This is a genomic window from Methylocystis sp., from assembly GCF_051061225.1.
GTDB lineage: Bacteria > Pseudomonadota > Alphaproteobacteria > Rhizobiales > Beijerinckiaceae > Methylocystis.
This window is the reverse complement of sequence record NZ_JBPFEB010000058.1, coordinates 36,349-57,722: the sequence shown is the minus strand read 5'-3', so window position 1 is coordinate 57,722 and position 21,374 is coordinate 36,349. Positions and strand designations below refer to the sequence as shown.

The 21,374-nt window shown below is 58.3% G+C and carries 15 protein-coding genes; 6 read left to right on the top strand and 9 right to left on the bottom strand.

The window, feature by feature from the left end:
- Positions 1-12: 12 nt before the first annotated feature.
- On the bottom strand, positions 13-3,165 hold the full coding sequence (locus tag ACR652_RS11225) for an efflux RND transporter permease subunit (protein ID WP_434506588.1): 3,153 nt from the start codon (positions 3,163-3,165) through the stop codon (positions 13-15).
- Between the two features lie 211 nt (positions 3,166-3,376).
- On the opposite strand from ACR652_RS11225, the gene ACR652_RS11220 reads away from it, so the two are divergent.
- On the top strand, positions 3,377-3,616 hold the full coding sequence (locus ACR652_RS11220) for a hypothetical protein (RefSeq protein WP_434506587.1): 240 nt from the start codon (positions 3,377-3,379) through the stop codon (positions 3,614-3,616).
- 121 nt (positions 3,617-3,737) lie between these two features.
- On the opposite strand, the gene ACR652_RS11215 is transcribed toward ACR652_RS11220, so the two are convergent.
- Positions 3,738-5,018, bottom strand: coding sequence for a multicopper oxidase domain-containing protein (locus ACR652_RS11215; protein WP_434506586.1), 1,281 nt, complete (start codon positions 5,016-5,018; stop codon positions 3,738-3,740).
- 129 nt (positions 5,019-5,147) lie between these two features.
- On the opposite strand from ACR652_RS11215, the gene ACR652_RS11210 reads away from it, so the two are divergent.
- Complete coding sequence (locus ACR652_RS11210) at positions 5,148-5,600, top strand: hypothetical protein (RefSeq protein WP_434506585.1); 453 nt, start codon at positions 5,148-5,150, stop codon at positions 5,598-5,600.
- A gap of 61 nt (positions 5,601-5,661) precedes the next feature.
- On the opposite strand, the gene ACR652_RS11205 is transcribed toward ACR652_RS11210, so the two are convergent.
- The 3 genes from ACR652_RS11205 to ACR652_RS11195 form a co-directional block, all read right to left on the bottom strand.
- Positions 5,662-7,536, bottom strand: coding sequence for a potassium transporter Kup (locus tag ACR652_RS11205; protein WP_434506584.1), 1,875 nt, complete (start codon positions 7,534-7,536; stop codon positions 5,662-5,664).
- A gap of 594 nt (positions 7,537-8,130) precedes the next feature.
- A complete protein-coding gene (locus ACR652_RS11200) occupies positions 8,131-8,658 on the bottom strand; it encodes a hypothetical protein (protein WP_434506583.1) in 528 nt (175 codons plus the stop codon).
- Positions 8,651-10,453 carry a family 1 glycosylhydrolase gene (locus tag ACR652_RS11195; RefSeq protein WP_434506582.1) on the bottom strand — a complete coding sequence of 601 codons (1,803 nt, stop codon included), beginning with the start codon at positions 10,451-10,453 and terminating at the stop codon, positions 8,651-8,653. The genes ACR652_RS11200 and ACR652_RS11195 overlap by 8 nt, the downstream gene beginning before the upstream one ends.
- Positions 10,454-11,253: 800 nt before the next feature.
- Between ACR652_RS11195 and ACR652_RS11190 the strand changes: the two genes are divergently transcribed.
- Genes ACR652_RS11190 through ACR652_RS11180 form a run of 3 tightly spaced genes read left to right on the top strand, consistent with a single transcriptional unit; the run spans position 11,254 to position 13,859 of the window.
- Positions 11,254-11,775 (top strand): hypothetical protein, encoded by a 522-nt coding sequence (locus tag ACR652_RS11190; RefSeq protein WP_434506581.1) that lies wholly within the window; start codon positions 11,254-11,256, stop codon positions 11,773-11,775.
- Between the two features lie 13 nt (positions 11,776-11,788).
- A complete protein-coding gene (locus ACR652_RS11185; protein WP_434506580.1) occupies positions 11,789-12,481 on the top strand; it encodes a winged helix-turn-helix domain-containing protein in 693 nt (230 codons plus the stop codon).
- The gene (locus tag ACR652_RS11180; RefSeq protein ID WP_434506579.1) at positions 12,417-13,859 is read left to right on the top strand and encodes an ATP-binding protein; all 1,443 of its coding nucleotides are present in this window, start codon (positions 12,417-12,419) and stop codon (positions 13,857-13,859) included. Before ACR652_RS11185 ends, ACR652_RS11180 begins: the two co-directional genes overlap by 65 nt.
- A 319-nt stretch (positions 13,860-14,178) precedes the next feature.
- Here the strand turns inward: ACR652_RS11180 and smbP are convergent, their stop codons facing one another.
- The 3 genes from smbP to ACR652_RS11165 all read right to left on the bottom strand — a co-directional run bounded on the left by smbP (position 14,179) and on the right by ACR652_RS11165 (position 17,784).
- Positions 14,179-14,517 (bottom strand): small metal-binding protein SmbP, encoded by a 339-nt coding sequence (smbP, locus tag ACR652_RS11175; RefSeq protein ID WP_434506578.1) that lies wholly within the window; start codon positions 14,515-14,517, stop codon positions 14,179-14,181.
- A 1,702-nt stretch (positions 14,518-16,219) separates the two neighbouring features.
- Positions 16,220-17,287: an EamA family transporter gene (locus tag ACR652_RS11170; protein ID WP_434506577.1), complete on the bottom strand. Its 1,068-nt coding sequence runs from the start codon at positions 17,285-17,287 to the stop codon at positions 16,220-16,222.
- Positions 17,288-17,319: 32 nt separating this feature from the next.
- Complete coding sequence (locus ACR652_RS11165; RefSeq protein WP_434506576.1) at positions 17,320-17,784, bottom strand: sodium:calcium antiporter; 465 nt, start codon at positions 17,782-17,784, stop codon at positions 17,320-17,322.
- Between the two features lie 18 nt (positions 17,785-17,802).
- Here ACR652_RS11165 and ACR652_RS11160 point away from each other — a divergent pair, with 18 nt between their 5' ends.
- Positions 17,803-18,264, top strand: a complete 462-nt coding sequence (locus tag ACR652_RS11160) for a hypothetical protein (RefSeq protein ID WP_434506609.1) — start codon at positions 17,803-17,805, stop codon at positions 18,262-18,264.
- Here the strand turns inward: ACR652_RS11160 and ACR652_RS11155 are convergent.
- Entirely contained in the window at positions 18,207-20,954 is a 2,748-nt protein-coding gene (locus ACR652_RS11155) for an HAD-IC family P-type ATPase (protein WP_434506575.1), read from the bottom strand. The genes ACR652_RS11160 and ACR652_RS11155 overlap by 58 nt on opposite strands.
- Between the last annotated feature and the right edge of the window lie 420 nt (positions 20,955-21,374).

Genomic DNA, 21,374 nt, shown 5'->3' with positions numbered 1-21,374 from the left:
CCCCGCTGCGAATCATCGCGGAGTATCGGCGTCGGCGAGGTCGGGAGGCAACAGGGACGCGGTTTTGCGGGTATCTTTCCTCTGGAGAAGTGAAAAGATAGCCGGCAGGATGACGAGGGTCGCGATCGTCGCGCCCGTGAGACCGCCGATGACGGCGCGGCCGAGCGGCGCCGTCTGAGATCCCCCTTCGCCGGCCCCGATCGCCATAGGCAGCATGCCCGCGATCATCGCGCAGCTAGTCATCAAGATCGGACGCAGGCGGCCTGCAGCGCCAGTCACCGCCGCCTCCTTGACCTCAGCGCCGCCGACGCGATCGCGTTCCGCGAGAGTGACGAGGAGGATCGCGTTGGCCACTGCAACGCCGATCGCCATGATCGAGCCAATCAGCGACTCGATGTTCAAGGATGTCCTCGTGGCCCACAAGAGCGTCGCCACCCCTGCCGCCACGGCCGGAATCACAAGAACCACGGCAAGGGCCAAGCGGAAAGATTCAAAATTCGCGGCCAAGAGCAAAAAGATGGCGATCACCGCAACGCCAAAGCCAAGCGCCAGGCCGCCAAACATCTCCTCCATGGGAGTGACCTGCCCACGGATTGTCACGGTCACGCCTTTCGGCGGAGTTCCGACCTTCGCGATCGCCGTGGAGACCTGGCGGGCGACGCCGCCCAGGTCCTCGCCAACAATATTTGCCTGCAAGGTGAGCATGCGCTGCATGTTGTAGCGGTCATATTCGCCAAGCACAGTCCCCTCTGTCACCTCAGCGACGGCGCGCAGGTTTATCTGCGAATCGTTAGTGCGCGCGATGGGTATGTTCTTGATTTGCTCTATTGAATCCATGCGCGGCGGCGGGACTTGCACCTGCACCTGGTAGCCAACGCCGCTTTTGGGATCAGCCCAGAAATTAGGAACGGTAAAGCGGCTGGACGACGTGGCCTCAGTGAGCGCTTTACCGATCTGATCCGCCGTCACCCCGAGCGTTCCAGCGAGCCGGCGGTCGATCTCTACCTTCACCGCCGGGTAATCGAGCTGCTGCCCGAATTGCAGATCCCGAAGGCTCGGGATCTGTTTTAGCTCCTTCTCGATTTGTTGCGCGAAAGCACGCGTCTTCGAGAAATCCGGGCTGTTGATCGCCACTTCGATCGGCGTTGGCGCGCCGAAGCTCATCACCCTGCTGACAATATCGCTTGGCTCAAAGCTGAAATGCGCGTGGGGCAACTCTTGAGAGAGCCTCGTTCTGAGCCGCTCGGTCAATTGCGCAACATTGATGCGCGCGTCTCGATTAAGCTGCAACTGCATGACCGCTTCTTGCGGCCCGCTCGTCCAGAGGTAGATCGTGTTGATCGGATAGGCGGCGTTCTGCACGCCGACGAAGCCGAGCGTAAGACCGACGTTTTCCGCGCCCACCTCGGCTCGGATGATATCGATTGTTTTGTTGGCGAGCTTCTCCGTCTCTTCGATGCGTGTGCCGGCGGGGGCGCTCATGCGAAGCGCCAACTGACCGGCGTCAACGATCGGGAAAATTGTCCGGCCGAGCGCGCCGCCGACCACAAGCACAATCGCGCCTGCGATAAGCAGATAGCCAGGGATCACAATGCTACGCCACCGCACAACTCTCGTGAGGAAACCGCGGTAACGGTCTCGAAAACGTTCGAAGCGAGACGGCGTGCCGCCGCGAGCTTCATCCCGGCCTCTTAACATCCAAATGGTCAGTACCGGGACAAGCGTCGAGGAAAGCACGAAAGACGCGACCATCGCCAAGCCCACGGCGAGCGCCAATGGCACGAAGAGGTTGCGCGCGGCGCCTTTCATGAAAAATGCGGAGATGAACACGGCAAGGATGGAAAGCATGGCCAGAAACCGAGGAATAATCGTCTCGGTCGTGCCGTCGTAGGCCGCACGGGCCAGAGGCGCGCCTTGCCCCATGTGCGCGTGGATATTTTCTATGGCGACGGTCGCCTCGTCCACCAATATGCCGACCGCCAGCGCCAGCCCGCCAAGGGTCATCAGATTGACCGTCTGCCCGGTCGCCCATAACGCCACCATCGCCGCCATGATCGATAAAGGGATGTTCACGACGACGACCAGCGCGCTCCGCCAGTCGCGGAGGAATAGCAGCACCATTAAGCCGGTGAGCACCGCTCCGATGCCGCCTTCCTGGGTTAGGCCGCTGATGGCGCGACTGACAAAGGGCGACTGATCAAACTCGTAAGCGACTTTTGCGCCTGGTGGCAAAACCGCCTGAAACTTTGGAATGTTTTCTCTTACAAGATTGACGACGCTGAGGGTCGACGCGTCGGCGCGCTTGGTGACTGGAATGAAAACAGTATGCTGGCCATTCACGAGCGCGTAGCCAAACTCGATGTCTGAGGAATCAGAAACCGTCCCCAGATCACGGACGTAGATCGTCTTCGTCCCATCCGATCGGATCGCAATGTCGCCAATGCGCGAGACGTCGGTCGCGACGGTGTCAACCGGGACCATCGGCATCACGGAGCCAAAGCGGACGTTGCCTGAGGGGCTAATGATATTACCCTTCACGATCGCTTGGACGATCTCGTCTGGGCTCATATTGTAGCCGGTCAACCGATCTGGATCGACGTTAATGACAATCGCGCGCGGACTGCCGCCAAAGGGTGGGGGCGCCGAAACCCCAGGCAGCGTCGAGAACAAAGGGCGGACTCGGTACAGCGCGGCGTCCTGCAGGTCCTTGAGGCTCAGTTTTCCGCTTTCGTCAGAGAAGACGAGATCGCCGACCGGCACGCTGCCAGCGTCAAAGCGCATCACGAACGGGGGGACTGTGCCGCGTGGCATGAAGGCGCGGGCGCGATTTACATAAGCTACGGTCTCGGCCATCGCGCCGGCCATGTCCGTGCCCGGTTGAAACTGCAGCTTAATGAGTCCGACGCCTTGGATAGACTTCGACTCAACGTGCTCGATGCCGGTGATGTAGAGGAAATGATATTCGTAGTAATTGACCAGATACCCTTCCATCTGCGCGGGATCCATGCCGCCATAAGGCTGAGCCACGTAGAGAACCGGAATCCCGAGATTGGGGAAAATATCGCGCGGCATCCGCAGCGTCGCGAGGATGCCCATGAGCACGGTCGCGATAACGAGCACGACGATGGTAATCGGCCGTCGCAGCGCAAAGGCAACCAGGTTCATGGACTAATCCCCTGTATCACGGTCGAATATATAATCGTTTAGACTTCAGTCGCGATGTACGCGATCCGTGCTTCGGCCCTGGAGCGGACCCAGCGCCAGGGCGCCCGCTGGTGAAGGTTGCGTGACACTTTAATAACATATTGATGACGTCGCCACTCGCGCTACCTCATATCAACGTCAGCGCCAGGGCGCTGCCCGGTTGGAGGCCGCGATGTCCATCAAGCTCAACCGCTTCCTGACCATAGCAATGATCGCAACAAGCGTCGGCGCTACTATGTTGCCGACAGAAACACTCGCCCGCGTCGCTCACCGTCATAGCGCGACCGCGTATCGCTACCTCCCGCCAAATGCTTACGGCTTTGTTGCGCCGCCGGTCGTTTTCTACCGCGCTCGGCCTCTGCCGTACTACGTTGGACCGGCCTGTGATGTTGATAGAGACTGGAATTGTTGAATGGATTGTCGATCCAGGCCGTCGGCGGAGGGGTGGCGCCATGAGGTATCGCCACGTTCCCGAGAGGAGCGGCGGCGTGGGGCTAGGGAGTGGCTGCGCCTCAGCGCGCTCCCGGCGCTGATCAATGGCGCTGCCCACGATTGAACTGAGGGGGCTGAGGCTGAAGATTGCCCCTAGCCCTGACAGGACCCGCGACGCCTTCATGCATCAAAGCGTCGTTCCGCACGCCGTCGACGATCAACGCCCCTTCGAGGCCGCGCTCGATTCGCGAGAGCGCATGATCCACGAGGCCGTAACGGCCGCCGCTCTTCATTTTCAATTCCAAGATCGCTGCATCACCGGGCGGCACACTGACAGTCTGCGCGCCAATCAATGGCTCGGTCGCACCGTCGAGCTTCACGCGATCGAAGGTTTGACCTATCACGTGAAAGGCGGAAGAGAAGTTGGGCCCTCCTACGCCGAAGAAGATGCGGATGGTTTCGTCGAGATGCGCACGTAAGGGGTGCTCCTTCGCCAGTGCGCCCACCGCGCCGTTGAAAAGGAAATACTCCGGGCGCTCGGAGATGAGCTTGTCATAATCCATTTCCTGCCGGCCCTGCGAGCCAAAAGGCTTGGTTGTGTAGAGCTCGCCTTGCATGATGTAAAACTCACGATCTACCTCCGGCAATCCGCCTTCTGGCTCGACAAGCAATAAGCCATACATGCCGTTTGCAACGTGCTGGGCGATGCTGGGGGTCGCGCAATGATACACGAAGAGACCCGGGTTTTCGGCCTTGAAGCTGAAAGCCGTCTCTTCACCCGGATTTGTCTGCGTGAACTGCGAGCCTCCGCCCGGTCCTATTGCTCCGTGGAAATCGACAGAGTGGGCAAGGATGCTCGTCGAATCGTTCCTTAAATGGACTTCGAGCGTGTCGCCAACTCGGGCTCTTACAAAGGGGCCGGGAACTTTTCCGCCAAAAGTCCAGAATTGATAGCTCGTCTTGTCGTCGAGGCTTCCCTCCAGCTCGACAGTGGTGAGGTCCACTCGAACAATTTGCGGCGCACGAGCATGTATGGGAGGAGGCAGATCGGCGGGATCGCGCGAAATTTCCGGCGCAATCTGGCGAACTGCCGCTCTGGGACCAGGCTCGACGGTCACCTTGCCCTGCATGCCCGCCTCTCGATGGCCGGCTACCGAACAAAAATACGAAAATGTGCCCACCTTGTCGGCAAGGAATGAAACAGTGGCACCCGCGCCTTTGCCAATGACGCGGTTGGATCGCGCGCCGTAAAATTCAATGACGAGGTCATGTTCGGCGCCCTCGCCGTTGATCAGGTTGATCTGAACCCTTTCGCCCTGATGCAGGATCAGCTCTGGATTGATCTTCTCCTCTATGCTGCCGCCAACTCCGATAAAAACCATCCTCCCGCCTGCGATGCCTGACCGCAGCGAATAGATAACCACCGCCTCATGCGCCGCCGACCGCGGGATGTCGCTTAGCGTAGATGCAGAAACGTCCTGGACGCAAAGCAGGCACAGGAGGCTAATGAGATGAGCGAGAAGGCGCGGCTTTCTGCCTGTTTCCATCATCAAAGCACTGAAGCTGGGATTGAAAGGCGGCAGGGTAGATATAGTGGCGATGAAGCAACGGCCAAGAGAATCCCTTTACAGCGATCAGGTCGGAACGCGTCATTTCTCTTTCTCGACGCCTACATGCTCTATCTCAGCAATAAGTTTCGCTCGAACGCAAATCTGTATGATGCTCACTCTATTGTTTCTAGCTTGAGGCGGATCATGGCCGGCGACTCGGCAGCCGAGCGCTTTGCATACTTACGGCTATCGGCGGGCTTCCATCCTGAGCTGCCCTGCGAAACGCAACGCTACTCCTCGTTGCGACAGGTTGTCTGCTCCTTAAAGTCGCGCAATATCGCGGAAGCGCTCCATGAGGTGATCAGAATCGAAGGGGCCTTAACAGCGCCCAAATTCATTGCGTTCTCGTGCTGAGAGAAACCGTCCATAGCATCACGAGCGGACAGATGGATTAAACTTACGCCTCCGTCGCAGTTTAGATTTCGATCTGTCCCCCGAGTTCGACTACGCGGCTGGGCGGAATTTGATAAAATTCCGTCGCCGGCAGCGCATTCCTGTGCATGAACTTGAAGATGTGTATTCTAATGCGACTCCATTTCGACGCAGAGACAGCGACAATGACCGGACGTCCAATGAAGAATGATGTTTCGGCAATATTGAAGCTGATCGGACACGAAAGCGATTCGAGTAGCAATGCGCGCGGGATATTCGGTTGTTCCATAAAGCCGTAGCGAACGCTCATGGCGTGAAAGTCCTTGGCGAGGTCGACATCCTCGATGCGTTTCGCCATATCGATGCGCGGGACGTGTTCGGTCGTGACGTGTAAAAGCACGATGCGTTCATGCAATATTTTATTGTGTTTGAGATTTTGCAGAAGCGAAACGGGAACAACATCATTGCGACCCGCGAGATAGACTGCCGTTCCCTTCACGCGCGTTTGGTCTTGATGTTTCGCGAGAAAGTCGAGGACCGGAATCGTGCCGCTCTCCAGCGCGAGGCGTAGAGCTGCAGAACCCTGGCTCCAGCAAGTCATCAGGAAAAACAGAATGCTGGCGACGACAAGCGGTATCCAACCACCCTCGAAAAACTTCGCCATATTTGCTGCAACGAAAGAGCCGTCGACGAGGATGAACAGACCCGCCCCGGCCAGGCTGAGCGGCAGGCTCCAACGCCAGACCTCCCGCATCGCGATGAACATCAGAACGCTGGTAAGGAGCATCGTCAGCGACACGGCAATGCCGAAAGCCGCGGCAAGACTGTCTGAGGAGCGGAAGACCATGGTCAGGATCAGCGTCAACGTCATCAACGCCCAATTGACGAAGCCGACGTAAATCTGGCCATAACTTTCCTCCGACGTCTGCAAAATATGAATACGCGGGAGAAGCCCAAGCTGGATCGCTTGACGTGTCATCGAAAAGGCGCCGGTAATGATGGACTGGCTGGCGATCACGGTGGCGAATGTGGCCAATATGACGAGTGGAATTTGCAGAGCTGGCGGACAGAGGTCGAAAAAGGGATTCGCGTCCGCCGACGGAGGGCTATCGGCAAGAAGTGCCGTTTGGCCCGCGTAGTTGAACAACAGCGCCGGCAGCACAAGGCCATACCAGGCAAGGCGGATCGGACGGCGGCCGAAATGACCCATATCGGCGTAGAGGGCTTCGGCGCCCGTCGCGCAGAGAAACACCGCGCCCAATACAAGAAATCCGGCTGTGCCATGTTCGGTTAGATAGAAGAGGCCTACGAGCGGACTGAGCGCCCAGAGTACATCTGGATGTTTGGCTATACTCATAAGGCCGAGTGCGCCTATGACAAGAAACCACAGCGCCATAACTGGGCTGAAAAGCTTTGAGATTCGCGCAGTGCCCTGCCACTGCAGACTGAAAAGACTCAAAAGCACGACGATCGAGAATGGGACGACATAAGGCGTGATCGCCGGGACAGGTGTTTTAAGTCCTTCTAACGCGCTCAGAACCGAAATGGCCGGGGTAATGGCGCCGTCGCCGAATAGCAGGGCAGCGCCGAGCATCCCGACGCCGATGACGAATGGATTGCGCCCATGCTTGACTCCGAGCAACGACATGAGGGCGAGAATGCCGCCTTCGCCGTCGTTATCGGCGCGCATGATAACGGTGACATATTTGACCGAGGTGATGATGATTAGCGTCCAGACGATCAGCGACAACATGCCAAGTGCTTCTTCCGGAGCGATGGCGCCACCGGCCCAGCCGACTGCTGTTTTGATCGTGTAGAGGGGACTCGTGCCGATGTCGCCGTAGACGATGCCTATAGCGCCAAGCGCCAGAGGCACCAATTTGCCGTGCTCATGGTTGTTTGTGTCCGTTACAGTCATGTCGGTTCTCTGTTCGGCTCAAATACCTGAAACGAAGTGGTGGCCTAAGCCAACATTTGCGAGGACCGATGCGGGTGAGAGCTAAGCGGAAAGATTGAGACGAGCGGCCTGTTCCCCACCTTGGGGATGACGAGCTGTCTGACGGTGTCAAAGGCGAGGGCGGCGAACGGATTGCCTGGAGCGCCGCATTGTGGACCCGTCTCAGTCCTTGGCCACCATCGCTGAGGAGCAAAACCTTGCCGAACGCCATGTTCGTTTCCTGGCGCCTCTCGCTTTTCTTTCCCCACGCGTTGAAGCGACCTGAAGCCCTTTCCCTTGCGCCAGTGTTCCAGCCCCGCGCCGCCGAAGTCGGCCCCTCTCGCGGTGCCTTGCACCGCGAAGCCGCTCCCCAAAATGTCGTTTGGCGCATAGGGGCGCTTCCTCACCTAAGCTGTTTTGGGCGGCTGTTAATTGCAAAAGCTATAGAGGCTCGAAACAGCCTCCCATGCCAGTTAGTTGCATTCCATGCCGATATAGGCCAAGACGACACCGTCTGAGCGCCGTCCGAATTATTGCGGCAATCAGCAATGTTCAGCTGAGTCCGTCTCATTTACCCTACGACAGGCTCGTCAAATGAGGGTCACAGGCGGCTTGCGGCCCTGTAGAATTATCCGTGGGCGCGGCCTGCACTTCATCCAACCTTACGCGAAGCGGACGATGGACAAAGGGAAATACGAGCCCTAAGACCAAGCCCCAAAGCAACTCTCCAAGCAGAAGCCCAACAGCTGGATACCCCGTCATAATAGGCTGCTCGGGCGCCCACTGAAGGAGCGGGATCGGCCCCAACATCCACAGCACGAACCCAAATGACATACCGAATAGCCAACCTCCGCGTGGGTCGTTCGCCGCGCGCTGAAACAGCCATCCATACAGCACGCCTCCAAGGAGCATCAGTCCTACATAAGCCAGAGCTGAGGTAAGGATTGACCAGTTCACGGCCTGGCCAAGGGCGTCGAGCGATCCAAAGGCGCGCAGCAGCCATATAGCAGGAATGTCTGCCACTATGCTCGCCACCAAGCCGGCCAGCAGCGGCCGCTGCATCGGGCCTGCGTCCAGCCCATGGGCTTGCAAAATCTCAAGCATGGCGTCTTCTCTTCTCTGAGATTTTCAGATGCTGGGCCTCATTCAACACGGTTTCAACGCAAGGCGCGAGGCGAAGGTCCGGTTCAAAAAGTTGAACCAGATGTTTATAGGCCAAGCCGGCGAGGCGGGGATCTCGATTGAGATCAAAGAGCCCAACCGGGTTGATGTTTCCGAGGGGCTCCCGCAGCGCAATGTCCCAGTCGACCTGGTCGGTAAGTGAATACCAGGTAAAGCCAACGATCGGCACGCCGCTCTGGCGCATAAGCTGTACGTTATGCCATTGCCGCCACAACCAACGAGGAGCGTCCCGAGCGTCTAAGCGGTTCGTCTCGGTATGCATCATGGGCCGCTGGTAGCGCTCGTAATACTGGCGAGCGATGACATACCACCCAAACAGCTCTCCGAGCGCCTGCGCATCGCCGTCGGCGTTGATCAGCTTCTCGTTCCATTCGTAATAATCGAGGCCGAGTATGGCGCGCGCACCCACATCCTGTTGCATAAACCATTCGTATTCCTCGGCCGGCATGCCGTTTTGCACGAGGTAGTCCCGCATATCTTCACGCATGCCGCGGGCATAGAGCAGATCAAGTGCGAGAAAGCGCCTCTGATTTTCAAAATCAGCCTTGCGGCGGACCTTCGGATCGGGACAACAGGGCTGAAAAAACTCGCTGCTTTCGCTGTTGACGAAAACCGCGTCTGGCCGCACGGCCGCGATTGTTTGCATCATCAACACGCTCGCTTTGGCGAGGTGTAGGGTCGCGGTGACGAAGGCGTGCTCGTCCCGACGTTGCTCGTTCCACAATCCTTCCAGAGCGCTAAGCTTTGCGCACACATACATCTCGTTGACAGGCGTGTAGAAGCGCACCCAATCATAGCGCTCGACGAAGGCGCGCGCGTAGTCGGCGAGCGCATGCGGCGCCTCGGGATTCTGGAAGTTCTCAAGCCAATCAGGCAAGCCGAAATGGCAAAGGTCCATGATTGGCGTGATGCCCAACAGCCGCATCTCGGCCGCCACTTCGTCAAGGAAGGCCCAGTCGTAATGGCCCCTGCGCGGATTGATGAGATGCAGCGGCGGACCGTAACGCAAATAGCGTAGCCCCAAGTCGTGCACGAGCGCGAGATCGGTGCGCCAATGACGATAGTGGCCGCATGCGGCCATCTCATCCATACGCCAACGACCGCCGTCGAGAGTTGGATAACTGCATTCGATACCGGTCGCGAACATGAACCGGTCCTCGGGGGGTTCGCTATCGGGAGTAATTGAACGAGCCGGCTTAGGCGTTTCGAACTTCAGCCGCGGCGACCGTTGTGTTGAATAGCCAACTGGTCTTACATAGACAAGGCCGAGAATGGCTCCCCAAATAAGATGCCCGACTGCAATTGACGCCGGCTCCTGCAACCCGCCCGAAAAGCCAAACAGGCCTGAATAAGGCGCTTCGCCGCTCTGGACGAGCGGGTGCATGAGTTCGAATTGCGGATGCATGATGAAGAGAGCCAGAGGCATTGGCACGAAGGCAAACAAAAAGCCCTGGAGTATTGGCGGCAATGGCAGCATAGACCAAAAGAAAAAAGCGTAGAAGACACCCCAAATCGCTCCAACCAGCAAATGAAGCGACATGCCGGCCGTCCACCACGCCAACGCGCGCGCATGAGGAAGCGCCAATGTGCCAAGCGTCCTTACAATATCAAAGTAGGGCACACCCGCCAGAATCAGCGGCCGCGCCACGACTTCCCAGGCAATGGCGCCGGCTATGCCGGCGAAGACAGCCTTACGATACGCTACATAGCGGATCACGCCGCTCGCTCCTGGTTCTGCAGCACGCGCGGACGGTCGTCGGGTAACTGCAACGCCAGTAACCCAGCACGAGGCGTCCAGTTCCGGCAGGCTCACAAGCGCGGCCGGCATTGCGTCGGGTGTCGTCGCCTTTATCGAGTCAATATGTGGGGCTTTGCGGGTCACGGGCGGGTCGACGGATGCTGCCGATCGCTCTAAGAGCTCACGCTCGAAGCTCAGGGCCTAGAATCTTGGCTATGGGCAATGCACTCTTTTGCGGGACAGCCCAATCGCTCGTGCCTCGCGTGTTCCGCCGCCCAGTTGCAACTTCTGTCACGACGGAAGCTAAACACGCGGCAGAATCCCTTGATCCCATAGCATCTGAATCGCTTGGTCGCGGGTGACTTCTGGGAAACGAGCCATGAACTCGGTGAGCACCGCCGCGGAGTTGGGGCTGTTTTTGATATAAGCTTTCAGGTCGTCGAGCGCCCCTGGCCAAGGCTCACGCCAAAGGCTGGTATCGGGCTCCTGGCTTTTGGAATGAGTCCCCATGTCAACAGCACAGCGCCTCCTCTCAGAGCCCTCGCTTATCTCGGTTCCGCATTGACGGAGCGGCGTCCGAGTAAGAGCGCAACATCGCGTCAAGAGCCAAACCGGCGTCGCGGGCCGGTTTGGCTCAAGCCCAAGGAGCATTAGTAATAGGCGTAGCAAACGTTGATCCATCGCCAGCCGTAGGCGGTCCAAGTTTGCCTCCAGCACCCATCATAGCCGTATAGCCCATACCCCAGCCCGAAGGGCGCAAAGGCAAAGCGGCCAAAACCATGACGGTGGTGAAACGCGAAGCGATGAAAGCCTGGATGACCTATGAAGGGCCCGCCAAACGCCCGGAAGCCAGGCGCAAACATCCGACCGCCTCCGAACCCCATGTGCGGTCCCATAAAGCCGCCGCCAAAGTGAGGGCTCGCGAATCCGCCAAAGCCGCCTCCAAAATGGGGCGCGCCAAAACCGCCCAAGCCGCCATGCATCCCTCCAAAACCGCCTCCAAAGCCGCCATGCATTCCCCCGAAGCCGCCTCCAAAGCCGCCGAACCCACGAGCGGCAGCCGGAGCCGATATGGCTGCACAGATCGCCAAGGCCGCGAGGCCGCCGAGAAGCTTGCGTTTCATAGCCAACCCTCCAACAGCGAGGTAAAGCGAAGGGCTGTGGCGACCCCTCGCGATGCCACAGAGGGAAGCGGAAAAACGGGAACGAATCCACTGACAAATAAGTCATTTTCTGACAAAAAAGTAAGTTTCGTTGACGCTCATTTCGTGACAAGTTGGACTGCTGGCAGTCGGCTCTGAGAGGGCGTTACTTATGTCTGACAGACGATGCCGCATTCTTGTCGTCGAAGATGACGTCGAGATGGCTGAGCAACTTTTAGAATCCCTGGAAGGGGATGGCTACGCCGTAAAGCTTGCGCGAGACATGTCTTCCGGTCTCGACGAGGCTCGTAGCAGAGAATACGGCGTGCTGCTCATCGACCGGTTACTTCCGGATGGCGACGGCGTCGAAATGATTCGAGTCCTGAGGGACGAGCAGCAAAACACGCCGGTTCTGATTGCCAGTGCGCTCGGAGAGATAGATGATCGTGTGCGCGGCCTCAGGGCAGGCGGCGATGACTATCTCGTCAAACCCTTCGCCTTCGCCGAACTCCTGGCGCGTGTCGAGGCGCTTGCTCGCCGCAGCGAGAGCGTGGTCAAGGAGACAGTGCTGCGTGTGGGCGATCTCGAGCTTGATCTTCTTTCCAGACGGGCACGACGCCGCGGCAGGGACATTGGCCTGCTCCCCCGTGAATTCCGGCTGCTCGAATTCCTGGTTCGAAATCAGGGGCACGTGGTGACGCGCGCCATGCTGCTGCAGCATGTCTGGGACATACACTTCGATCCGATGACCAATATAATCGACGTCTACGTAAGCCGAATTCGTCGAAAGGTGGATTCGAATGAAGATTCTCCCCTTTTCCAAACCGTGCGCGGGGTCGGGTTTTGTATCCGTGCTGCTGGCTAAGACACTACGCTCCTCCACCTATAAATTGGCGCTTGTCGCCATCGGCGTCTTCGGCGCGCTCGTAATCGCTCTTTTTGCCTATGTCCGTTGGTCGACGGCCAGTTATGTCAGGGGCGTCGCAGACCACGCTCTAGCGGTCGACCTCTCGGCCCTGGTGGAGGCCGAGTCCGTCGGAGGGCGCGCGGCTTTGATCGCCGCTATAGAGGGGCGAAGCGCCGATCCGCGCTTCGATGACGCCCTCTATCTTTTGGTCGGTCCCTCCTTCCAGCGGCTATACGGGAATCTCGATCGTTGGCCCGCGCTTGCGACGGGCGCGAAGGGCTTGGTCGAAATTCCGCCCTCGTCGGCGGCGCCGCCAGTTCGGGCTGAGTTCGCGACGCTGGCGAACGGGGATCGTTTGCTGGTGGGACGGAAAATCGAGGGGCTCAACGACTTCATCAGCGAAATGGACAAGGCGCTTGGCTCGGCGCTTATTCTAATATTCGCCTTAGCCGCGGCCGCGAGCGTCGCGGTCACTTGGCGCACGGTCGGCCGCATCGAAGCCATCAATGCGACCAGCCGGACGATCATGCAAAGCGGGCTGGACAAGCGAATCCCATTACGCGGATCGCATGACGAATGGGATGAGCTTGCGGAAAATCTTAATAGGATGCTTGAGCGTATCCAACGTCTCATGGCGGAAGTGAAGCAGACGACCGACAATGTTGCGCATGATCTGCGCACCCCCTTGGCGAGGATGCGGGGCAGGCTCGAGAAGGCGCGTGTTCAGGAGCGCGACAAGGAAGGTGATCAGCGCCTAATCGACGGATTGTTAGCGGACCTCGAAGATGTGTTGCGAATGTTCGCGTCTTTGGTTCGGATCTCGCAGATCGAGTCATACGACCTCGTGAAATCGTTTCGGTCGGTTGATCTGTCCGAAATCGCAGACGATGTGGTCGAGCTTTTCGACGCCGCCGCCGAGAAAAAAAATATTGATCTGCAACGTAGCGGTGAAAAGACCGTGATTGTCAGAGGCGATCGCGACCTATTGTTCGACGCACTCGCGAATGTCATGGATAACGCGCTGAAATACGGCCGGGAGGGCGGGCTCGTCACCGTCGAGGCGAGGCAGACGACAAAGGGGGGGATGATCTGCATTTCCGATGATGGGCCGGGAGTGCCGGAAAGTGAACGGCATAATATCTTCAAGCGGTTTTATCGCCTCGAAAGGGCCCGAGGGTCCCCTGGCAATGGGCTCGGACTGAGCCTTGTCTCTGCTGTCGCCCGATTGCACGGCGCGGTGATTACGCTGTCGGATAACTCTCCCGGGCTCAGGTTCCAACTTGCTTTCCCGCCCCTGCGAAGGCCGGCGACCGATCAAACAGCCAGAGGGGTGTAGAACGGGCCGAAGGCGCTGTGGAATCGTGCCTGAATCATAATTGCGCCGCTGATGTTGGCGAGGGCCAGTCTTTCCTTGCCTTGGCGCACCTAGATCACGGCGTTTCCTCTCGGAAATCTCCGGCGCAATCGGGCTGAGGAGGAGCGCCACCCTCCTCGTCCCGCCCCGTTTCGATTCGATCCGCGCTTTGCGCTAAGTCGTGGCAATCTTGCGCTCTTACTGTGACATGTCGCTCTTGGATTGATCAATAAAGTAGAGTCAAGGAGAGCAGTCAATTGTGACTGCTCTCCGCGTCGAAGGGATGCTTGCGCTTGCACGCCTACTTTGTGGCGGCCTCGAGATGTGTCAGCGCTTCTTCGGCATGCTTCGTTGCGCTCCCTGCGTCTTTCTTCTTGCCCTCGGCAATGGAGGCGTTGAGGTGCGTGATCCCCACCTTTGTATGGGGATTGGCTTTCTCTTTCTCCGCGGCGTTGGCATGCGTGAGTGCTGCCTCGGCGTGAGTCACGAGCACGTCGGCATGGCCGGCCTTGCCATGTTCGATTGCCTCCTTGGTATGGCTTATCGCCTCAGCTAAATGGTTCTCTGCAAGTGCAAGACCTGGGGTAAAGGCCGTAGCGACAGCGAATCCGAGAGCGAGCATGAGAATTCTGCGATTCATATTGAAATCCTCCCGATCACGATCCCTCATTATTGAGAGAGCTTGCGAAGGATGAGTGAATCCGTCTGGCCTGGCAAGAACGGACTGACGCAACGATCAATGACGCCAACGCAAGCGGAGCCGATTCCATTCATTTTGTAGGTTATCAGGCGGCGGAAGCGGCTGACAACTACTCTGTCGATTCGGTAAAATTTTTCGCGGCTGGAACGACTCGTATTGACCGACGCTCAATGGGCGAAGATGGAGTCGCTGTTTCGAACAGTTGCGAAGGTCGAAAGCGTTCCTCGGGCTTTCTACGCGAGGTTATTTTGTTATCGGGGCGGAATACCGCCCAAGCAAGGATTTGCGCGTCCATCTGCGCCAAGGCGATCCGCCGCATTCTCGAACATTGGCCATCAATCAAGGTCACCATCCGTAGCGACGGCCATCATGACTTTTGATGAGAACCGCATCCTGTCGCTCGGAGCAGCTCAGGAACGAGCAGAAGCGTAGCTAAGACAAGAATGACTTTTTTGTCATTATGATTGTTGCTGTTTCTTGGCTTACATCCATGCAACGCGAGGGGGAGATAGCCTTTCGATCGCTCGCACTCGGAGGGTTAGCCATGAAGGGTAAGCTTCTCTGCGTCCTTGCAGCCTTGGCGATATGCTCAGCGACAACGGCGTTGGCTGCGGGGCGCGGCTTTGGTGGCGGCGTGAGGAACTTCGGTGTTCCCCATGTCGGCGGTGGGTTCGGCGCCCCTCATGTCGGCGGTGGGTTTGCCGCGCCTCATTTGGGCGGTGGGCTCGGATCTCCTCCGGCCGGCGGCGGCTTCGGCGCCCCTCGGGTCGGCGGCGGGTTTGCGGCGCCTCATTTGGGCGGCGGGCTTGGATCGCCTCCGCCTGGCGGCGGCTTCGGCGCCCCTCGTGTCGGTGGCGGTTCCGTGGCGCCGCGCCTGGGCGGACACGACGGGGCGTTTACGCCAGTAAGCCGGCCCCCTGGCGGGCCGGCCCTTGGTAACCCATGGCTCCGCCATTACACGTTCCACCACCACCACCATCGTTTTCGCCGTTTTGTTTATGCGCCAGACGGGCTTGGATGGTTATACTACGATGGGTGCTGGCGTCGCACTTGGACAGTGTATGGGTGGAGTTGGACGAACATCTGTTATGATTATCCAGCGTTGAGGCGCAAATCTGCCCGCAGGTCCTGCGTGGGCGTATCGACCGCAAGACACTGCAAAGCGGGGCGGCAGAACAAGGGTGCAAGGCAATACCATAGCGAATAGGTTGGTAAAGCTCATTTAAAGAAGCTTCACGGTGCCTGCTCACTCTGCGGCTCGAAAGCCCAGTAGCGATCACATTGGCTGGAACCACGAGTCGCCTATTGGTGAGTTTGGCGACAAGACCTCGACGGCGTTGGGCCAGAAGCACGAGGTAGGCGTGAGGGTGGAGGGGTGAGCGTCTTGGAGGCGGGCAGGGCTTTATCTCTGCATAGATGCTTGCACCCGTCAGTGGGCGCGAGCAGATTTTCCGCTTCGGTGCATGCCGCAGATCCTTCCCCACAGGCCGGTTGTCTCATCGTACTTCGTTGCCTTTTCCGCCTCTGCAACCATACCTTACTTTCGAAAAGGGCTTGCAAATATGCTCCTATCAACAGTCTGCAATTTCCCATCATCCCATGTCACTCTAGGTTTGTTCTTGCTGCGGGAAACCTTTCCGCTTTAGGAATGATCGAAGGCACGTCCTTGTTTGTGCCTGTGCCGATGATGAATGTCAGGAAAGTGCGGATGTCGGTGCGTCAAGGCTGCATGCCGATGTTCGTGGCTGTGAGGTTCGCGAGCAAAAACGTCCGGCCCGTGCGTATGCTGGTGATGTTCGTCATGGCAGTGCCGGTGCTCGTGTTCGATTTCGTCATGAACGTGCCCATGCTCGTGGCGCTCCGTCAGATGCAACCAGAGGCCTGCTGCCATGAGACCACTTGCTACGAGTAGACTCAGAGTCGCCGGTTCACCGAAAAGCGCGAGCGAGAGCGTAGCGCCGATGAAAGGAGCAAGTGAAAAATAAGCACCCGTACGCGCCGTCCCAAGAAGGCGCAAGGCCATTACAAAGAGGACAAGGCTGACGCCGTATCCGAGAAAACCGACAGTCATCACCGCTAGAGCAGCGCCAATGGTGGGGAGCGTCGCGCCAAGCCCGAAAGCAAGCGTCAGGTTGACGGTTCCCGCGACCAGCCCCTTGAGCATGGCTATTTGCGCCGGATCGGCGGTCGAAAGCTTGCGCGTTAGATTGTTGTCGACCCCCCAAAACAGGCAGGCGCTCGCGATCAGCAACGTGCCCCAGTTGATGGACGCGGTTCCTTGCCACGACAGCACGGCCGCCCCTGCCAGAATTGCAAATGCGCCCACGAGTAAACGCTTATCGACGTTCTCATGAAACGCCAGCCACGCAATTCCCATCGTGGCCAGCCCTTCCAGATTCAGCAGCAGCGACGCGCTCGCCGCGTCCGTCCGAGCTAATCCGAACATCAGGCACAAGGGGCCAAAAAACCCGCCAGAGACAACAATCGCCGTCAGCCAAGGAAGGTCGGATTTGCGTAGCGGCGCTTCCGCTACCGTTTTTATTGCCATTCGCCGGAAGGCCTCGACGCTGGCAAGCCCGAGCCCCGCGCCGAGGTAGAGCAGCCCCGCCATCAGCCAAGGGTTGACGCTGCCCATAAGAATTTTAGCAAGGGGCGTGCTCGCGCCGAAGAGCGCGGTCGACAGGAGAGCGAGTAAGATACCGATGTGCATAGACGCAATATGGGCTTTTGTAGTGGTTTTGTTTATCGGAGAAGTACGGCTCCCGCGAACAGCAAGTAGAGTAGGCTCGATTGCGAGAGCTTCCTCCCCGTCACCACGCCCCCGCGAAACATGAAGAACAGCAGCAGGGTCGCGACAATGGTTACGCCACCCGCCAGAACCAGCGACCGGTCAAACAGCCAAGGGGTGTAAAACAGGCCAAAGGCGCTCGGGATCGTCGCCTGAATCATCATCGCGCCGCTGATGTTGGCTAGCGCCAGTCGCTCCTTGCCTTGGCGCACCCAGATGACCGCGTTCATCGTCTCCGGCATCTCGGTCGCAATCGGACTGAGCAGGAGCGCCACGAGTTGGGCGGGGATTCCCAGTGTTGGGCCGATGACCCCAAGCTGCGAGACGAATATCCGCGACGCCGCGAAGACGAGCACCAGTGCAACGCCGGTTTGCAGGAGAGCCCAAACCAGACTTGGGTTCCTGTCATGCGGCCGCAATCTCAACGGCTCAAGCGCATGAGCCTCATGAAGGTCGCCTATGGCGTCTATTTTGCGCTGGTAGGCATTTCGGCAGGCCTTGTATTAACTCCCGGCGCGCCGCTGGGGCTGCTGACGAACGCTATGCAGACGCTCGCCGGGGCGCTATTGCCAAGCGCGACGGTCTTTCTGCTCTTGCTCTGCAATGAAGCGCGGCGTGATGCGGTTGCCGATCACATAGCTTTGCTGAAAGAAAAGCTGCCAGGGGGCGATGGTAGTGCCCACGCGGGAAGGACGCCGATGCAGGCAAAGAGGCGCTCGAGGCCTTCGACGCCGGTTCCTGGCAACACCCTGCCATTGTCAGATCTGGCGACAAAACTGGGAGCCAAGCACCCCCTTTTCGCCTTTGCCGAGGCGCTGCGTCGGATCGTCTGCACGACCAACTACATACCCCAGCGCTCAATAAACCAGACCTTTACTAACTGGGTTAAAAACGCATAGGCCGTGAGCGTTCCAACGAGGATTGGCCAGTAAAGGACCGGCAGCGGAGTGAATTTCAATGCTTCCCCGACTGGGGTGAAGGGCAGGGCGACGCCAATTGCGCTGATGATCAGCGAGGTTGCGATGAGGGCGTTGCTCGCGCGACTCTCAAGGAAGGGGATCTTGGTCGTGCGAATGATGTGAATGATCAAGGTTTGCGACAGGAGAGATTCGACAAACCAACCTGTCTGGAACAAGGCGGCGTTGCTCCAGGCATCGAAGACATAAAGCATGACGAAGAACGTCGAGTAGTCGAAGATCGAGCTGATGGGCCCGATAAAAATCATAAACTTGAAGAGGTTGCCGATTTCCCATCTCCGGGGCGCGGCAAGGTATTCCTCGTCCACATCGTCAGTTGGGATCGCGGTCTGAGAAAAATCATAGAGAAGATTATTGGTCAGGACCTGGATCGGCAACATGGGCAGGACAGGCACGAGGAAGCTCGCGCCCAAGACGCTGAACATGCTGCCAAAATTCGAGCTGGCGCCCATTTTGATGTATTTGACGATGTTGCCGAAAACTTTGCGTCCCTCGATGACGCCTTGCTGGAGAACGAGCAGGCTCTTTTCAAGCAAGATGATGTCCGCAGACTCTTTCGCAATGTCGACCGCGGTATCGACGGAGATCCCGACATCGGCAGCCTTGAGCGCCAGGCTGTCATTAATTCCGTCGCCTAGAAACCCGACCACGTGTCCTCTCCTGTGAAGCGCCTTGACAATGCGCGCTTTCTGATCGGGAGAAAGCTTGGCGAAGATCGTTACGCGTTCGAGCAACTCTTCGAGCTCCTCGTCCGATAGCTTTTCGATTTCGGAGCCAAGCGCGATACGGTCCGTTTCCAGCCCGACGTCACGGCAAATTTTCCGAGTGACTATCTCATTATCGCCAGTGAGGATTTTGATCTGAACGCCTGAGGCTCGTAGAGCTGACAGAGCGGCGCCGGTGCTCTCTTTCGCCGGATCGAGGAACGCGACGAAGCCGAGGAGAGTAAGGCCGGTCTCGTCATCGACCGAGTAATCTTTCGGTGGGTGTTTCACTTCCTTGTATGCGACAGCGACCACGCGCAATCCATCCTCGTTGAGCTCGCGTGTTTGCTCGAGGATTTCGTTCCGGCGTTTCTCGTCGAATTTTTTGGCTTTGCCATTTTGATCATAAAACATGCAACAAGAGAGCGTTTCCTCGACTGCGCCCTTGCAGACGAGTAAATGCTCAGCTTCGCCCGCTGAAATAAAGCCCCAAGCCCGCCTGAAGAACCGGGTGACGTCGTTTCCTACGCCGCGCTTCTCTTGGCCGCGAGATAGGACGACCGAGAGGCGTTTGCGGTTAAAATCGAAGGGAATCTCGTCTACGACCTGGTAATCATGTTGTAAGTGAACATTTTTGCCCAGCTCGACATGGTCCAAAACCGCTGCGTCGAGAAGGCTCTTCAGGCCGGATTGGTATTGGCTGTTGAGATAGGCATATTCGAGAACTCTCTCGTCAACCCTCCCGAAGGCATCTAGATAGAGGCTTAAGGAAACGCGGTTCTGAGTGAGCGTGCCGGTCTTATCCGTGCAAAGAACATCCATAGCCCCGAAATTCTGGATCGCGTTGAGACGCTTCACAATGACGCGCTTTTCCGCCATGGCCACCGCGCCCTTAGCCAGATTGACCGTGACGATCATCGGCAAGAGTTCTGGGGTCAGCCCGACGGCGATCGCGAGTGCGAAGAGGAGGGCCTCAGCCCAATCCCCCTTCGTCAGTCCATTGATCAGAAACACAGCCGGCGCCAACGCCAGCATGAAATAGATCATCAGCCTGATGAATCGATTGACGCCTTTTTCGAAACTCGTCAATTGCCTCGTCGCCACAACACGGCTGGCAAGTTGGCCGAAGTAAGTTTGGGCGCCTGTATGTACCACGACCGCCGTCGCGAAGCCGCTGACCACATTGCCGCCCATCAGGCAAATGTTCGGGATACTCAATAGATCGCGGTCAACCTCGCCGTCGAATTGCGCGGACTTTTCGACGGGGAGGGCCTCCCCGGTCAGAGCGGCCTGATCGACGAAGAGGTCCTTGGTCTCTAGAAGACGTAGATCGGCTGGGATCATGTCGCCCGCCGAAAGCCGCACGATGTCGCCTGGGACGAGCTCCTCTAAAGGGATCTCTTGGAAGCCGGTGGGGCTAGCGGCCGCCTCCTCAGTTTCGGTGTCGCAGCGCTTCACGCTCGCCATGGTCTTAACGGCGCCTCGAAGCTTAGCCGCTGCTTCGTTTGAACGGTGCTCTTGGATAAAAGCCATGCCGATGGCGAGCGCGACGATTATCGTGATTACCAAAGCCGAGTGCAGATCTCCCAGCAGATACGAAGTCGCGGCGAGACCCAAGAGGAGAGCGTTTAAGGGACTCTTCGCGCGAACCCACAATTCCTCAATAAGGGTGGGGCTCCCCTCCTGAGCGATGGCATTCGCCCCCAGCGCGTTGAGGCGCGCCTCCGCCTCGGCGCGGTCCAAGCCTTTTAGAGATGTTCGCAGCAGTTCGATAATAGCGTCATGATCCAGCCGGCTCGCCGTGACAATCTCCTCTGTCCGAACGAGAGCGTCATTGCGGGCGGCGGAACGGCTCGAGGGCGCCCACTGGAGAAAGGCTTGGGAGACGGAGGGAACTGAAGGGCTCATGCACATGTGGGTTTTGGGTTTGCCGGGTCAACCTCGAGCATTGGAGCATCCCCCATGCTTCCGGCGCTCGGGCACTGAAGAAGCGTGTTTGCCGATGCAGGCAAAGCCTCCGCCGGATTAACACATTGAAAAAGAGGATGATCAAGAAGATTTCGTATGCTGTGCTGTTCTTTGGCGCCGCGCTGCCGCCGATCCCAGCGCTCGCTTGGGATTGGGTCCGCTGTTGCGATTGGCGGAGAGGCGTTTGGGGTGGGCGCAGAGCGTGGGACGGCGGCTACGGCTGGCGTGGCAGCGGTTATTGCGTGACGCCTTACGGATGGCCCGGTGGGCATGGCGGCGCCTGTTGGCGCCGGTGGTATGGTCAGTGGGTCTGGTCCCGCCGAGGTGAGCATTTGAGAGAAGTTCTCTGACGCCGCCGCA